14 protein-coding genes and 1 tRNA gene are annotated in these 15,936 nt (G+C 67.4%); 7 read left to right on the top strand and 8 right to left on the bottom strand.

The window, feature by feature from the left end:
• Window positions 1–47: 47 nt before the first annotated feature.
• The 4 genes from NP4_RS37595 to NP4_RS37580 form a co-directional block, all read right to left on the bottom strand.
• Window positions 48–674 carry an HdeD family acid-resistance protein gene (locus NP4_RS37595; protein ID WP_068008745.1) on the bottom strand — a complete coding sequence of 209 codons (627 nt, stop codon included), beginning with the start codon at window positions 672–674 and terminating at the stop codon, window positions 48–50.
• 100 nt (window positions 675–774) lie between these two features.
• The gene (locus tag NP4_RS37590; RefSeq protein WP_068008742.1) at window positions 775–1,596 is read right to left on the bottom strand and encodes an alpha/beta fold hydrolase; all 822 of its coding nucleotides are present in this window, start codon (window positions 1,594–1,596) and stop codon (window positions 775–777) included.
• Between the two features lie 10 nt (window positions 1,597–1,606).
• On the bottom strand, window positions 1,607–3,301 hold the full coding sequence (locus NP4_RS37585; RefSeq protein ID WP_068008739.1) for a PHA/PHB synthase family protein: 1,695 nt from the start codon (window positions 3,299–3,301) through the stop codon (window positions 1,607–1,609).
• 355 nt (window positions 3,302–3,656) lie between these two features.
• Window positions 3,657–3,729 (bottom strand) — tRNA-Arg (locus NP4_RS37580).
• 64 nt (window positions 3,730–3,793) lie between these two features.
• Between NP4_RS37580 and NP4_RS37575 the strand changes: the two genes are divergently transcribed.
• Complete coding sequence (locus tag NP4_RS37575) at window positions 3,794–4,237, top strand: VOC family protein (protein ID WP_082876570.1); 444 nt, start codon at window positions 3,794–3,796, stop codon at window positions 4,235–4,237.
• Here the strand turns inward: NP4_RS37575 and NP4_RS37570 are convergent.
• Window positions 4,207–5,676 (bottom strand): flavin-containing monooxygenase, encoded by a 1,470-nt coding sequence (locus NP4_RS37570; RefSeq protein WP_068008737.1) that lies wholly within the window; start codon window positions 5,674–5,676, stop codon window positions 4,207–4,209. The genes NP4_RS37575 and NP4_RS37570 overlap by 31 nt on opposite strands.
• A gap of 73 nt (window positions 5,677–5,749) precedes the next feature.
• Window positions 5,750–6,889 carry an acyl-CoA dehydrogenase family protein gene (locus NP4_RS37565; protein ID WP_068008733.1) on the bottom strand — a complete coding sequence of 380 codons (1,140 nt, stop codon included), beginning with the start codon at window positions 6,887–6,889 and terminating at the stop codon, window positions 5,750–5,752.
• Window positions 6,890–7,330: 441 nt separating this feature from the next.
• Between NP4_RS37565 and NP4_RS37560 the strand changes: the two genes are divergently transcribed.
• The 4 genes from NP4_RS37560 to NP4_RS37545 all read left to right on the top strand — a co-directional run bounded on the left by NP4_RS37560 (window position 7,331) and on the right by NP4_RS37545 (window position 12,272).
• Complete coding sequence (locus tag NP4_RS37560; protein WP_068008778.1) at window positions 7,331–8,980, top strand: long-chain fatty acid--CoA ligase; 1,650 nt, start codon at window positions 7,331–7,333, stop codon at window positions 8,978–8,980.
• Window positions 8,981–9,059: 79 nt separating this feature from the next.
• Window positions 9,060–9,530 carry a YiiD C-terminal domain-containing protein gene (locus NP4_RS37555; RefSeq protein WP_082876569.1) on the top strand — a complete coding sequence of 157 codons (471 nt, stop codon included), beginning with the start codon at window positions 9,060–9,062 and terminating at the stop codon, window positions 9,528–9,530.
• Window positions 9,531–9,599: 69 nt separating this feature from the next.
• Window positions 9,600–11,216, top strand: a complete 1,617-nt coding sequence (locus NP4_RS37550) for an acyl-CoA synthetase (RefSeq protein ID WP_068008729.1) — start codon at window positions 9,600–9,602, stop codon at window positions 11,214–11,216.
• 222 nt (window positions 11,217–11,438) lie between these two features.
• Window positions 11,439–12,272, top strand: a complete 834-nt coding sequence (locus tag NP4_RS37545; RefSeq protein ID WP_068008726.1) for an SAM-dependent methyltransferase — start codon at window positions 11,439–11,441, stop codon at window positions 12,270–12,272.
• A gap of 93 nt (window positions 12,273–12,365) precedes the next feature.
• Here NP4_RS37545 and NP4_RS37540 read toward each other — a convergent pair whose 3' ends face one another.
• Together NP4_RS37540 and NP4_RS37535 are read right to left on the bottom strand one after the other, a co-directional pair.
• A complete protein-coding gene (locus NP4_RS37540) occupies window positions 12,366–12,758 on the bottom strand; it encodes an SCO5389 family protein (RefSeq protein ID WP_062507133.1) in 393 nt (130 codons plus the stop codon).
• 58 nt (window positions 12,759–12,816) lie between these two features.
• On the bottom strand, window positions 12,817–13,860 hold the full coding sequence (locus tag NP4_RS37535; RefSeq protein ID WP_174556220.1) for a nitronate monooxygenase: 1,044 nt from the start codon (window positions 13,858–13,860) through the stop codon (window positions 12,817–12,819).
• Between the two features lie 187 nt (window positions 13,861–14,047).
• Here NP4_RS37535 and NP4_RS37530 point away from each other — a divergent pair, with 187 nt between their 5' ends.
• Both NP4_RS37530 and NP4_RS37525 read left to right on the top strand, forming a co-directional pair.
• Window positions 14,048–14,920 (top strand): M23 family metallopeptidase, encoded by an 873-nt coding sequence (locus tag NP4_RS37530; protein ID WP_068008724.1) that lies wholly within the window; start codon window positions 14,048–14,050, stop codon window positions 14,918–14,920.
• Between the two features lie 31 nt (window positions 14,921–14,951).
• Window positions 14,952–15,929: a helix-turn-helix transcriptional regulator gene (locus NP4_RS37525; RefSeq protein WP_068008721.1), complete on the top strand. Its 978-nt coding sequence runs from the start codon at window positions 14,952–14,954 to the stop codon at window positions 15,927–15,929.
• The last annotated feature ends 7 nt before the right edge of the window (window positions 15,930–15,936 follow it).

Below are 15,936 nucleotides of genomic sequence, written 5' to 3'. Positions count from 1 at the left end.
GGCTGCCAGGGCCGAAGGTCCTGGGCTGCCCTCGCGCGGCCGGGCGGTCAGCCGTGGGACGGGATCGCGCCGCCGGAGGTCGGTTCGCCACGGACGACTCGGCCGATCCGCTGTTCCGTCGAGGTCACCGCCCGGCGGGTCATGAAGGCCGATCCGAGCTGGAAGCCTCCCAGGATCACCAGCCAGATGCCGGTCACGATGGTGAGGACGACGATCGAGTCGAACGGCCACGCCAGCATGACGAGTCCGGCGATCATGCTCATGGCGCCGAAGAACAGGTGCCAGCCGCGGCCGGGCAGCCCGTCGTAGCTGAGCGCTGTCGCGGTCTCGGCCACGCCCTGGAACAGGAATCCGATGCCGACCCAGATGGCCAGTAGCAGCACCGCGTATCCGGCTCCGAAGTGCCGGAAAGCGAAGACTCCCAGGGCGATCGACAGTGCGCCGGACAGGAACAGCAGGATGCGGTAGGGCACCGAGGCGTGCAGGGTGAATGCGAAGGCGACTTCGGCCAGGCCGGATACCACCAGATATATTCCGAACAGGACGGCCGCGGCGAGGATCGAGATCCCGGGCCAGACCAGGACGATCACGCCCAGAACCAGGGCGGCGAGTCCCGAGACGAGCTTGACTTCCCACAGGTGACGCAGTAAACCGGGTGCTTCGATGGTTGTCATGACAGCTCCTTGCTTCAGTTGTGGTGTTTCCATGGTTTCGTTGTCGGTGGGGGTCGGGATAGGGACGAAGGCCCTCGAAACGCTGCCGTGGCGGGCTTTGTCATGCCCGCGCGGTGCGGAACTGTTCGATGACCGGCGCTAATTCGGTTGCGGCAGTGATCAGCTCGACATGCCCGCCGGAGTGCAGGTGCACGGTGGCGTGGGGGAGCAGCCGCCGCATGAGCCGGACGTTGGCCAGCGGAATGATGGGGTCGTCGGTGCCGGCGATGAGGAGGGTGGGCTGCCGGATGAGGGGCAGGGCCGGCAGGCTCGTCCAGACCGCGCCCGCCAGCAGCTGATGCAGGTAGCCGATCCGGGAGCCCGCCATGAGTTGTCGGTCCAGGAGGAGCTGGACGAGTATCGGATTGTCGCGTGCGCTGCCGCCGTAGAGTTCCCCGGCGATGCGTGCGGCGTATTCGTGGTCCAGAAACCGGCGTGGCGTGAGCATTTTCAGCAGCGCGCGGGGCCGGCCGGGCACCATGACGAGGCCGGTGCCAGTGGCTACCAGGATGAGCGTGCGGCAGCGTCGGGGATATTGGAAGGCGAACTGCTGGGCCAGGGCCCCACCCCAGGAGAAGCCGAGCACGTCGACCTGATCGCGCAGGCCCAGTTTGCGAAGCAGCCGCGCCAGCACGGCGGCCAGATACGGAAACCCATAGGGCAGTGGGGAATCCGGAGATCCGCCGGTTCCCGGCACATCGAGCCGCACCACCGTGGTGTCCGGATTCAACCGTGTGATCAGCGGATCGAGCACCTCCAGACTCGCCCCGATGCCGTTGCACAGGACAAGGGGAATGCCGCTGCCCCAGCGCACATCGACGCGGATCTGCTGCCCGAGAACGGGAATGAGGCGCTGTTCACCCAGACCGTGCGGAAACGACATACCCGTCCCTTCAGTGCTCGTGCACATAGCTGCCGGGAGCCGGTGCGAGCGGCGGGAATTCGGCGCTGCCGGGCTGGGCGGGTGCGTCGATATCCGTGCCATCGTGCTCGGCGAGCCATCGGGCGTAGTCGGGCCACCATGAGCCGGGCTCGGGCGCGGTGGCTGCCAGCCAGTCGTTGGGCTCGACCCGATCGGCGGGCCCGATGCGGTAGGAGGCCTTGGGATTTCCGGGAGGATTGACCAGTGCGGCGATATGCCCGCTGGTGGACAGCACGAAGCGCTGCTCCTTGCTGCCCAGCAGTCGTGCGCTGCGATAGCAGGCCTGCCACGGCGAGATGTGATCGGCGACCCCGGCCACCACATAGGTGTCGGTCGGCAGCGCCGACAGATTTACCGGCGTGCCGAGCATGGCTGCTCCGTCCGGTGCGACAAGCGAATTGCGGACACCCATCAGGACCAGATCGCGGTGCAGCGCGGCGGGTAGACGGGTGGTGTCGGCGTTCCAGAACAGCACGTCGAAGGGTTCCGGCGTGCGGCCCTGGAGATAGTTGTTGACCCAGTAGCGCCACACCAGATCCGTGGGCCGCAGCCACGCGAAGACCTCCGCCAGGGCCCGCCCGTCGAGATAGCCTGTGCGCGCGGACAATCCAATCGCGATCTTCGCGGTGTCCTCGTCCACGGCCGCCGCGGCCAGCCCGGCGCGGCTCTGGTCGAGCACGGTCACCAGCAGCGTCAGTCCCGCCAGGCGCTCGGCCTGGTCGATCGCGGCCAGATGGGCCGCGACCATGGCGGCGATGATGCCCCCGGAGCAGGAAGCCAGCAGGTGGGTGCGGTCGGAGCCGGTGATCCGCTCGACCACCTCCAGCGCGTCCAGTATGGCGCGGCCGTAGCCGTCGAGATCCCAATCCCGGTGCTCGGCAGTGGGATTGCGCCACGAGAGGGTGAACACCCGCTGCCCCTGGCGCACCAGATATTCGATCATGCTGCGGCCGGGGGCGATATCGGTGATGTAGAACTTGTTGATCACCGGGGGAACCATCAGCAGCGGGGTCGGGTGCACGCGCTCGGTCTGCGGCGCGTACTCGATCAGTTCGAACATCTCGGTGCGGGCCACCACGGCTCCGGGCGTGGCCGCGACGGTCTCACCGACGGTGAACGCGTCGGGCGTCACCATCGACGGCACTCGCGGTGGAGTCGAGAAGTCGTCGAGGAAATGCCGCACGCCCCGGACCGCGCTCGCTCCGCCGGTGTCCACCAGCGCTTTCCACGCCAGCGGGCTGAGCAGTGGATTGTTGCTCGGCGCCAGGCCCTCGGTGATGTTGTCGATCACGAACCGCATCCACTCCGCGTCGCGCCAGTCCAGCTCGGCGTCGGCCAGCAGCGCGTGCACCGTCTCGTCGGTGGCCAGATAGCTCTGCATGGCGCGCCGGAACAGCGGGTTGGTGCGCCATGCCGCGTCGGTGAAGCGCTTGTCGGCCTTGGCCGGTGCGCGGTCGCCGCGTCCGCGGGCTATGTCCACCAGTTCGGTGCCGAGCCCACCGAGCCGGTCGGCGACCACCCGCGGCCGCCTGGCCAGCTCGAGTGCGAGCCGGGTCCACGACGTGTTCGGCAGCATGCGACGGCCGATACCGAGAGCGGATCCGGTCAACAGCAGATCCAGGGGTGCGGCCAGTTCGTCGGGTGTGGGTGCGTCCTTCGCGACCATCGTCTGTTCTCCCCTTGTCGGCCGTGCCGACCGAGCGATTGTTCTCGAGGCGGGGGTCTCATGGCCACTCTGCCGGAAACCGAGCTGTCGTCGCTGGTTTCGAGTTCTCCGCGATTCGTGCCGAAACGGTAGGCCGTACGGGGACCGGTGGCATTGTCGCGCGGAGACGAATTCGGGCCGGATCGTTGTCTCCCACTACGCGGCCGTGGGCGGCCCAAACCATCCATTTGCTGCGAGAAACAGCGAATGCGGCCCTCGCCGAGACATCCGTACCCCTGCACGGCGCGACCCCCCACCGAGGGTGACGCCGCAACTGCGGCTGTCACCGACGGTGATGGTGTTCCCATCTGTTCTGTGCCCCCGGCAGGAATCGAACCTGCGACCTACCCTTTAGGAGAGGGTTGCTCTATCCCCTGAGCTACGGAGGCTGGGCTTTGGGCGGAGTTTACCCGGTGAGGGAAGGAATGGTCGCATCGTGGGGTTGGGGGGTATGTGTGGCCTGAGCATTTGGGGGTGGGGGCGGTGCGGTTTGCGCGGCCTACGGGGCGGTATGTCGAGGTGATGGCGTTTTACGAGGCGGCGGTGGGGTTGCCGGTGTTGGCTCGGTGGCGGGGGCATGACGGGTATGACGGGGTGGTGTTCGGGTTGCCGGGGAGTGGGGTGCAGCTCGAGATCACTCAGCATGGGGAGCCGCCGGTGGTGCCGGAGCCGCATCCGGAGAATCAGCTGGTGCTGTATCTGCGGGGGGTCGAGGCGTTGGCGGTGGTTGTGGACCGGATGCGCGAGTACGGGCATCGGCCCGTCGCGCCCGCCAATCCGTATTGGGAGCGCAATGGGGCGGTGTTGTTCGAGGATCCGGACGGGTGGCTGGTGGTCTTGGCGCCGTGGGTGTTCGGTGAGCAGGGTCAGCTTTTCAGTGCGGAGCCCTCGTCGTAGTCGGCGGGATTGAAACGTCTTGTCTTCCAGCGGAACAGGATTGTCGCGCCGGGCCAGTTGTTGGTGATGCGGCCGGAGGCGTTGCGGTACCAGCTGGAGCAGAAGTTCCAGGGGGTGTCCTTCAGGCGCTTTTGGAGCCAGTCGTCCCATGCCTGTTCGACGGCGGCGCGGGCGGCTATGAAGCGGCCGGGGTGGGCGGACAGGTACTGGGTGGCCTGGCGGATGTAGCGGGCCTGGGCCTCCAGCATGTAGATGATCGAGCCGGAGCCGAGGTTGGTGTTCGGGCCGTACATCATGAACAGGTTGGGGAAGCCGGGGACCGACATGCCGAGGTAGGCGCGGGCGCCCTCGGGGGCCCACTCGTCGGAGAGCTTGCGGCCGCCCTGGCCGTAGATGTTCATGGGGGACAGGAATTCGGTGCCCTTGAAGCCGGTGCCGAAGATGATCACGTCGACCTCGTGGTCCACGCCGTCTCCGGTGCGGATACCGGTGGGGGTGATCGCCTCGATCGCGGTGGTCTCCACGGTCACATTGGGACGGGTGAGGGCGGGGAAGTAGTCGTTGGAGAACAGTCCGCGCTTGCATCCGGCCGCGTAGTCGGGAGTGAGCTTGCGGCGCAGCTGCTCATCGGGAACCTGCTTGGTGCGATGGCGATCGGCGATCGCGATCAGTGGGTACTTGATGAGCGGTACATCGGTCAGGCCGAGGGCCAGGATGTCGAAGGTCGCGAAGATCAGGAACCGTTCCGCCAGCCGAGTGGCCGGAACGTGCTTGAACAGCGCGTGATGCGTGGGCGTGTACTCGGTATCGGGTTTGGGCAGCACCCACGCCGCCGACCGCTGGAACAGCGTCAGATGCCCGACCTTCGGCTGGATCTCCGGAATGTATTGGATCGCACTGGCTCCCGTACCGATGCAGGCCACCCGCTTACCGGTGAGATCGACGCTGTGATCCCACTGCGCGGAGTGGAACGAGGGCCCGGTGAAGGTGTCCAGGCCGGGCAGATTCGGCATGGCCGGACGCGACAGCTGACCCACCGCGGAGACCAGCACATCCGCGGTCAGCGTCGCGCCGTCGGCCGTGCGCACCTGCCAGATCCCTTGGCGCTCATCGAATTCCGCGTCGGTGACCTCGGTGTCGAAGCGGATCTTCGACGGCAGCCGATACTTCTCGGCCACCGACCGCATGTACGCGTGGATATCGCGCTGCTCCGAAAACCGCCGCGGCCAATCGGATTTCGGTTCGAACGACCACGAGTACAGCGGTGACGGCACATCGCATGCCGCGCCGGGATAGGTGTTCTCGCGCCACACCCCGCCGAGATCGGCGGCCTTCTCGAGAATCGTGAAGTTCTCGATACCGGCGCGCCGCAACTCCAGCGCCAGCCCGAGGCCCCCGAATCCGGCGCCGATGATCAGGATGGACGGTGTGTGACTCATACGATAAGAATATGACCGTCCACCTGCGAGATCGAAGAGATCGGCGGACAGGAATCGAGATTTTCGGCCAGCTTCAGCCCGCCAGGCCGCGCGCGATGACCAGTCGCTGGATCTGATTGGTCCCCTCGAAGATCTGCATGACCTTGGCCTCGCGCATATAGCGCTCGACCGGGAAGTCCTGGGTGTAGCCGTAGCCGCCGAAGACCTGGACCGCGTCGGTGGTGACCTTCATGGCGGCGTCGGTGGCCACCAGTTTGGCCACGCTGGCCTGGCGCGAATACGGCAGTCCGGCATCGCGGCGGCGGGCGGCGTCGATATAGGTGGCCCGGGCGGAGTCGACCGCGGCGGCCATATCGGCCAGGACGAAGCCCAGGCCCTGATGGTCGATGATGTGCTTGCCGAACGCCTCCCGCTCGCGGGCGTAGGCGACCGCGTCGTCGAGGGCGCGCTGGGCCAGCCCGGTCGCGACGGCGGCGATGCCGAGCCGTCCGGAGTCCAGGGCGCTGAACGCGATCGAAAGTCCCTGTCCCGGTTCGCCGATGAGACGGTCGGCGGATATCACGGCATCGTCGTAGGCGGCGGTGGTGGTCGGCACGGCCCGCAGCCCCATCTTCTCCTCGGGTTTGCCGAACGACAGTCCGGCGGTGTCGGCGGGCACCAGGAAACACGAGATCCCGCGCGAACCCTCACCCGTGCGAGCGAACAGCGTGTAGTAATCGGCCTTGCCGCCGTTGGTGATCCACGCCTTGGAGCCGGTGATCCGATAGCCGTCCTCGACCGCGGTGGCCCGGCAGCGCAGCGCGGCCGCATCCGAACCGGCATGCGGTTCCGACAGGCTGTACGCGCCGATCGTATTGCCGCTCAGCATATCCGGCAGCCAGCGCTGCCGCTGCTCGGCCGTGCCGAAGGCGAACAGTGGATGACACGACAGGCTGTGCACGCTGACCGCGACCGCGACCGCCGCCCAGCGCGCGGCCAGCTCCTCGAGAACCTGCAGATACACCTCGTAAGGCTGCGCGCCGCCGCCGAACTCCTCCGGATACGGCAGGCTCAGCAGTCCCGCCGCGCCGAGCGCCCGGAACGCCTCGGCCGGATAGGTCTCGTGCCGCTCGTAGTCCACGACGTTCGGCTCGAGCACCTTGTCGGCGATCTCGCGGGTCAGCTCGATCAGGTCCCGGGCCTCCGGGGTGGGCAGCATGCGTTCGACGGGCATGGTCGTCCTTCCAGCGGGGGTTCTCCCCACGCACTGTATGTCGATCGGTGCGGAGGCGGACCGACGGCTGTGAACACCGATGTTCGCGGTTGACTGGACAACCGTCTGGTTCGCACCTAGTATTTTGCACTAACCTTTTTCCTCCAAATGACCTGTCTCGGTGCGCATTTGGCCGTTCGGCGATGCCGCAGGGGGTATCGCCGCGGGTAGGGCGCGCACCGGGCGGTCTGCCGGGCCGGGCGCTTCATGTCGGGTAGCGTCCGCCGGCAGGACGGCCGCGCGCGGCGTGTGTGGGGCTCGCCGCGCGCGGTCGTTATACCTGTTCGACAGGTCGTCTTCCACGGTCCCGATCGTCACCGATTACCGGATACCGGCGGTAACGGTTTCGGCTATCCTCGCGCATGTGTGACCCCGTTCACCGATGAAGGAGTAGCGGTACAGATGTGGAGCACGATGCAGGACGAGCAGCTGTCGCTGGCGACGCTGCTGCGGTATGCGGCGACATTCCAGGGCGACAGTACGGTGTCCACCTGGACCGGCGACGGGGTGCGCACCATGACCTACCGGGAACTCGGCGCGGAGGCGGCTCGCCTGGCCCACGCGCTGCGCGGTCTCGGGGTCGGTGAGGGCGACCGGGTAGCCACCTTCATGTGGAACAACAACGAACATACGGTCGTCTATATGGCCGTGCCCGCGATGGGCGCGGTACTGCACGCGCTCAATATCCGGCTGTTCCCGGAGCAGGTCGTCTACGTGGCCAACCACGCCGAGGACAAGGTGGTGCTCGTCGACGGGTCGCTGGTGCCGATGTTCGCCCAGTATCTGCCGAATCTGAAGACCGTGCGCCACGTGATCGTCGTGAACGGCGACGCCGCCGCACTGCAGGCGCCCGCCGGGGTCGAGGTGCACTCCTACACCGAACTGCTTGCGGGACAACCGGATACCTATGACTTCCCGGTCATCGACGAGCGGTCGCCCGCCGGTATGTGCTACACCTCCGGCACCACCGGGGACCCGAAAGGCGTTGTCTACTCCCATCGTTCGAACTGGTTGCACGCCATGCAGGTGATCTCGCCCAACAGTATGGGCTTCACCGAGCGCGACACCGTACTGACGATCGTGCCGCTGTTCCACGCCAACGCGTGGGGGATTCCCTACGCCGCGATGATGGCGGGCTCGAATCTGCTGATGCCCGACCGCTTCCTGCAGCCCGGTCCGCTGCTGCAACTGATGGGCGAGGTGAAACCGTCCTTCGCCGCCGCGGTGCCGACCATCTGGGGCGGCGTGCTGGCGGGACTGGACGCGCAGCCGCAGGACATCTCGCATCTGCGGACCGTGGTGGTCGGCGGTTCGGCGGTGCCGCCGTCGATGATGCGGGCCTTCCAGGAGAAGCACGGCGTGCGACTGCTGCACGCGTGGGGTATGACCGAGACCTCACCGCTGGGCAGTGTGGCGCACGCGCCGAAAGGCGTTACGGGCGAAGAGGAATGGGCCTACCGCTACACGCAGGGCCGATTCCCCGCGCCGGTGCAGGCGCGGCTGGTCGCCGACGACGGATCCGTAGTCCCCAACGACGGCGAGGCGCTCGGCGAGGTCGAGGTGCGCGGGCCGTGGATCACCGCCTCCTATTACTCGCCCGAGGGCGAGAGCGTGGATCCGGACAAGTTCCACGACGGCTGGCTGCGCACCGGTGATGTCGGAAAGATCAGTCCCAACGGCTATCTCACACTGGTCGACCGCTCCAAGGATGTGATCAAGTCCGGCGGCGAATGGATCTCCTCGGTCGATCTGGAGAACGCGATCATGGGCCATCCGGCCGTGGCCGAGGCGTCGGTGATCGGCATTCCGGACGAGAAGTGGGACGAGCGCCCGCTGGTGGCGGTCGTGCTCAAGGAGGGCGCGACGGCCGACGCGGAGGAGTTGCGCGAATTCCTCGCGGGCAAGTTCGCCAAGTGGCAGCTGCCCGAGCACTGGGCCTTCATCGATGAGATCCCCAAGACCAGCGTCGGCAAATTCGACAAGAAGCGACTGCGCGCGCGATACGCCGACGGCGAGCTGAAGGTGGCCACACTGCCGCACGCGCGGTATTGACGGACCGCCAACAGCATGTCGTACCCTGAGCCCACCGGTCGCGGACCGGGCACGTAGTGGTGCAGAAAGGGATGTGGGCATGACCGAGACGAACAGCGACGCCCCGGCGTTCGCGGACATGGTGAACAGCGGATTGGAGCTCACCATCCCGGTCGCGTACCGGATGGGAGTGCGGGCGGTCGAGGTGCGGCCCGGCTACGCCTCGTCCACCGTTCCGATCGAGGGCAACGGCAATCACTTCGGCGCGATGTACGCCGGGGTGCTGTTCACCGTGGCGGAGGTGCTCGGTGGTGCGATCCAGTTGGCCAGCTTCGATATGTCGAAGTACTACCCGCTGGTGAAGGATCTGCAGATCTTCTTCCGCCGGCCCGCCAAATCCGATGTGCGGGCCGAGGCGCATCTGTCGCAGGAGGAGATCGACCGCATCATCGCCGACGCCGACGCCAACGGGAAGGGTGAGTTCACGTTGCACGCGAAGGTGATCGACGCCGACGGCACGGTGGTCGCCGAGACTACCGGGCTGTATCAGCTGCGTACGCACGGTCGCTAGTCACGCGTCGCCCGCGGCCGACCGGCCGCGGGCGACGTGCCACCTGATGGAGAGCAAACGGAGTTCGCCATGACCTCGACCCTGCTCCGGAATCTGGGCATCCGCGCCTGGATCGAACTGGAATCGCTGCGCCTGGCCGTCGGCAGCGGTCTGGTGGGCGTCGAATCGCCGCTACCCCTGCTCAGTGCGGGCGCCACGCTGCTGCGCTACGGCGCGCTGCCCGCGCTGCTGCGACTGTCGGCCGCGCGCTACGGCGATCGGGCCGCGCTCGTCGACGAATCGGGCACGCTGAGCTTCCGCGAACTCGACGATCGCTCCACGCGCCTGGCCAACGAATGGCGTAGGCGCGGGCTGAATTCCGGTGAGGGCGTGGCGATTCTGGCGCGCAATCATCGCGGGCTGCTCGACGCGGTATTCGCCGCGGCCAAGTGCGGAACCCGAATCGTATTGCTCAACACCGATTTCGCGGGCCCGCAGCTGCACGACGTGGCCGCCCGCGAGGGTGTGGATCTACTGGTCTACGACGAGGAGTACGAGCCGATCCTCGGCACGCTCAGCCCCCGGCGCGGCGCGTATCGCGCCTGGACCGATTCCGCGCACACCAGCAGTCTGGAATCGCTCATCGGCGCGGGTTCGCCCGTACCGCCGCCCGCGCCCGCCCACGGCGCCAAGGTGGTGTTGCTGACCAGCGGGACCACCGGAACGCCGAAGGGCGCCACGCGGCCGGAACCGCGCTCGCTGGAACCGCTGGGCGCGATCTTGAGCAAAGTGCCCTTCCGCACCCGCGAGGTGACGGAATGTCCTGCGCCGCTGTTTCATACGCTCGGCTTCGCGATGGCGCTGCTGGCCATCGGCTTCGGATCCACGCTGGTGATCCGGCGGCGATTCGATCCACAGCGGGTGATCGACAGCATGTCGCGCCACCGCGCGACCGCGCTCGTCGCCGTGCCGGTCATGCTGGCCCGCATCGCCGAGCTGCCGCCGAACGCGCTGACCGGACGGGATCTGTCGGCGCTGCGCATCGTGTTCGTGGCGGGTTCGCAGCTGGGCGCGGATCTGTGCCGCCGGACGACCGAACTGTTCGGGCCGGTGGTCTACAACCTCTACGGCTCGACCGAGGTCGCCTACGCCACCGTCGCGACGCCGGAAGATCTTGCGGCGGAACCGGGATGCGTGGGGCGGCCGGTGCTCGGCTCGGTGGTGAAGATCCTCGACGACGAGGGTCGCGAGACGCCGCGCGGGGTGACCGGACGGATCTTCGTGGCCAATGCCGTGCAATTCGATGGCTATACCGGCGGCGGGGACAAGGAGCGGGTCGGCGGGCTGATGTCCTCCGGCGATATCGGCCATTTCGATTCGACCGGTCGGCTTTTCATCGATGGGCGCGACGACGACATGATCGTATCGGGTGGGGAGAATGTCTTTCCGGGTGAGATCGAGGAACTGCTGAACGCCCATCCCGGAATTCGCGAGGCGGCCGTACTCGGCGTTCCAGACGACGAATTCGGCGCTCGGGTCGAGGCTTTCGTGGTGCGCGAGGATCCCGACCTCGACGACGACACCGTCAAAGCGCATGTGAAGGCGAATCTGGCTCGCTACAAGGTGCCTCGGCGGGTGGTTTTCCTCGAGGAGCTGCCGCGCAACCCGACGGGCAAGGTGCTCAAGCGGCTGTTGCGCGGGGACTGATCGAGCATTGCTGTCGCGTTGCGGGGACGGGACTGCCGAATGTTTCCGTTCGGGAAATACGGGCGCTGGATAATCCCGTCCGAAGGGGATATTCGAAGGAAAACCGGTCGATCTCTAGTTTTTGGAGAGGCCGGATCGGTTCGGTGAATTATCGCCCGAAGGCCCGCATGCCAGGTGTTCGCTGAACTATTCTGTCGCCAAGTGACAGGAAAGAGTTCCACCATGTCGGACAAGACCGCTTCCCGATTACCCACCAAGATCGATACCAATGTCGCGCACGAGGCCCGGGTCTACGATTATTGGCTGGGTGGCCGGGACAACTATCCGGCCGACCGCGCGCTCGGCGACGCGATCGCCGCCCACGTCCCCGCGATTCGTGAGATGGCCCGTGCCAATCGGGCATTTCTGGGCCGGGCCGTGCGCTATGTGATCCAGGATCTGGGCATCAACCAGTTCCTCGACATCGGGACCGGTATCCCGACCGCGGGCAATACCCACGAGGTCGCCCAGCAGATCGATCCGGCCGCCCGCATCGTCTACGTGGACAACGATCCGATCGTGCTGGCGCACGCGCGGGCGCTCATGGCCAGTACGCGCGAGGGCCGGACCGCGTTCATCCACGCCGATCTGCATGATCCCGAGGCGATCCTGGCCGAGCCGGTGTTGGCCGAGACGCTGGACCTGGACCGGCCGGTGGCGCTCATGCTGGTCGCGGTGCTGATGTACTTCCGCGACGAGGACGATCCGCACGGTATCGTCACCCGCCTGCTGAAAGCCCTGCCGCCGGGCAGCTGTCTCGTGATCACCCATCCCACAGCCGATTTCGACCCGCGGGCGATGATGAATGTGGTGCTGGCCTCGGAACGGGCCGGAATCACCTTCTATCCGCGCAGCCACGCCGAAACCGAAAGTCTCTTCGGCGGAACGGAAATCATCGAACCCGGCGTCGTCCCGGTGATCACGTGGCGGCCCGAACTCGCCGACGATTCGGCCACCGCCGCCCCGGCCGACCCCAAATCCGCCTGGTACTGGGCGGGAGTCGGCCGCAAGCCCTGACCCGTTGACAACGGCCGAAACCGGCGCGAGCGGGAGGGGTTCGCTCGCGCCGGTTCTTTCGGGGCCGGGCCTGTTGCCAGTTCCCCGGCCGGATCAGCAGTTGCGCAGTTCCGGGCTCTGGTTGAGGAGCTGGGCGCGGGTGGAGATGAAGCGGCTGTAGGTGTCGCCGCCGACGGCGGACAGCGGGAAGGCCGCCACCCGGTGGCAGTTCTGGAAGGCGATCTTCACGCCGAAGTGCCGTTCCAGGCCACCGCGGATCGCGTCGGAGGCCATCGCGCGCAGCAGCTGGCCGCGGGCCGTCTCATCCGGCGGGGCGAGTTGGTTGTCCGCGAATTCTGCTGTGCCCGAACGTAAGTCGGCCGCCACCCGGCTGACCACCTCATACGCGTAGGGCAGGGAATTGCGCACGCATTCGACGAATTCGTCGTCGCTGACCTCGCCGCGTTCGGCCCGCTCGAGTAGTGCGGTTGGGACGTCCAGTGACATGACGCTCTCCTCAGGGATGGCGGATGCTGACCCCCACGAGTCTAAACGAAAAACGTTGTCAACAAGACTGGATTCGCGACGAGAGTGCCTGGTTCAGAGCGGATTTCGCGGCTGCGGACAGGTTGCGCACCACCTCGCCCGCGGGCGCCTCCACGGCCAGGGTGTGGGTCTGACCAGCCCAGAGGTTCACCGCGTCGGCGTTGCCCGCCTCGCGTGCGGCCTTACGCAACGGGCTGGTGGCGTAATGGATTTCGGGGTAGGCGACCGGTGCGTCGGGATTGTCGAGGATGAACTGGTTGCGCAGTCCGCGCGCCCGGCGTCCGCTGAACGCTCGGGTCAGCATGGTCGGGGTCTCGATCGGCAGGGCATCGCGATGCAGCGCCGAGGTACCCGCCTCGGGACAGCGCAGGAACGCGGTACCCAACTGCACGGCCGCCGCACCCGCCGCGAGCGCCGCCGCGATGCCCGCCCCGGTGATCAGGCCGCCGGTCGCCACGATCGGGCGGTCGACGGCGGCGGTGAGCAGTTGCAACAGCGCGAGCACCGAGAGGGGATCGGTCGCATCGTCTTCCGCGCGATCCAGAAAACTGGCCCGATGCCCACCGGCCTCGGAGCCCTGGGCCACCAGCACATCGGCCCCGGCCTCGATCGCGATGCGCGCCTCGGGCACCGAGGTGACCGTCACCCACACCTCCGAACGGGCCGCGTGCAGGCGTTCGATCTCCTGCGCCGACGGGCAGCCGAAGGTGAACGACACCACCGGCACCGGATCGGCGGTCAGCCGCTCGAGTTTCGCGTCCCAATCGTCGTCGTCGAATTTCGGCTCGCCGAGCGGGAACTGGCGGCCGAGTCGATCGAGGTAGGCGGCGAAGCGGTCCGGGGCGGTCGCCGCGCCGGGGGCGAACAGATTCACCCCGAACGGCGCGGCGCTGAGCTCGCGCAGGCGCGCGATGCGTTCGCCGGTATCGGCGGCGCTCAGATATCCGGTGGCGAGGAAGCCGAGGCCGCCGGCCTCGGAAACCGCCGCCGCGAGTTCGGGGGTGGAGGGTCCGCCGGCCATGGGGGCCAGCACGATCGGGGTCCGCAGCTCGTCGAGGATCACCGTCCCAGTCTGACCCGTGTGACGCCGGTCGCGCCGCTGTGATCCCCGTCTCGAGCAGCGTGTTTTGTGCGGAAGGTTGCGGAAAGGTCACGACGGAGTACAGTTTCCGTCACAAGAGATGCCGAATCGTTACCGAACGATGGTTTCGGTCCGGCGGCCACTTAGTTGATCGACGCTAGGACGAGCCTTGCCGCATCACCGTGAGACCTCCACATCCGTATCGGTCTGGGATTTGCTGGAAGATGGTGCTGCCGGACGGCCGACCCGGCACCGGTCCGAATCCCGGGCCGCCGATCGGATGAAGCTGGCCGCCAGCGCCGCGGTCGCCGCTGGCGCCCTGATCGGCACGGCTTCCCAGCTCGCGCACGCCGCGCCGCTGCTGCCCGGAAACAATGCCGGTGGCGACGATCCGGTCACCCTCGAGGTCGCCTCGGAGCCGATCAAGGAGGCGAAGGAGGGCAAGCCCGCGCCCACCGGCCTCGCGCTGGTCGCCGAGAGTGCGCCCACCGCACCGGAAGTCACGCCCGCCGCCGCGCCCGCTCCGGTCGCGACGCCGTTCGGCCTGCAGAATCTTCCGCCCGAGGTGGCCGGTCCGCTCGCACAGGCCGAGCAGGTGATCAAGGGTTTGCAGCAGCAGGCGATCCCGACCGCGCCCGCGGTGCGCCCGGTCGCCGGTGTGGTCAGCTCCGGCTTCGGCTCCCGGTGGGGCGCTTTCCATTACGGTGTCGACTTCGCCGATCCGATCGGCGCGCCCATCCACTCGATCGAGAACGGCACCGTCATCGATGCCGGTCCGGCCTCGGGTTTCGGACTGTGGGTGCGGGTCAAGCACGATGACGGCACCACCGCGGTGTACGGCCACGTCAACGACATCCTCACCCATGTCGGCCAGCGCGTGAACGCGGGCGATGTGATCGCGACGGTCGGCAATCGCGGCGATTCCACCGGACCGCATCTGCACCTGGAGATCTGGGATCCCAGCGACGCTAAAATCGATCCGGCCTCGTATCTGGCGAGCAAGGGCGTACTGCTGTCGCAGCAGTGGGGTCCCCGGGACTGAGGCCACCGGTTTCCGCCGGGGGTGTGGTGGGTTGACGGGTTTGCACGAGCTGTTCGATACCGATTCGCTGTACGGGCGCACGTACGCGGCGCTGATCCAGCGCCCGCGGTCCGGCCTGACAGAACTGTCCGCCGATCTGGGCCTGTCGGCCGAGATGGTCGCCGACGCGCTGAATGTGCTGTGCGAGTGGCAGGCGGTCGTCCGGATCGAGAGCGACGGCGTGGTCGTCTGGGACGCGCATGCGCCGGAGGCGTTGTCGGAGGCCGAATCCCGGCGGCGGCAGGCCGAAACCGCGCGCATGCACGCCGCCGCGGCCCGACTGGGTGAGACGTTCCGCTCGGTGCGCCGCTCGGCCCGCGGCGACGGAACCGTCGTGCCGATGTACGAAACCCGCGAAATGGTCGCGGAATTCGAGGACCTGCAACGCAATGCGCGCAAGACCATCCGTCTGGTCGAACGCGGCCCTTACGTCTGCGACGACGAGAAGGCCGAGCGGCTGTTCGAACTCAAGGCCGCGCGCATCGATGCGGGCGTGCGCTATCAACTGCTGTATCAGGACACGATCTATCAGGATCCCGATCGGCTGCGCCACGCGCTGGCCGTGACCTCCGCGGGCGCGCAGGCCCGTACCCTGCCCGATCCGCCGATCAAGGTCATCATCGCCGATGGCGAGCGGGCCAGCGTCATGCTGCATCACGACGAGCGACGCGGCGATCCGATGGGTCTGCGCGTCGGCCCGTCGCCCAGCCTGGATATGTTGATTCGGGTCTTCGACGTGCTCTGGTCGCTGTCCGCGCCCATCTCGGTGAATCCGAGCGAACCGCTCGACGAGCGGGACCGGGCGATCCTCACCCTGATGGGTCTGGGCGCGACCGACGACACCATTGCCCGCCGTTTGGGCATGTCCCGGCGCACGGTGGTGCGTCGAACCGCGAGCCTGCTGGAGCGACTCGGCGCCAGCACCCGCTTCCAGGCAGGCGTGCAGGCTATCCGCCGCGGCTGGCTGTGAGTTCGCT

The sequence above is a fragment of the Nocardia pseudobrasiliensis NBRC 108224 genome, assembly GCF_001613105.1.
In the GTDB taxonomy this organism is placed as follows: Bacteria; Actinomycetota; Actinomycetes; order Mycobacteriales; family Mycobacteriaceae; genus Nocardia; species Nocardia pseudobrasiliensis.
This window is presented reverse-complemented; position numbering and strand designations above follow the sequence as displayed.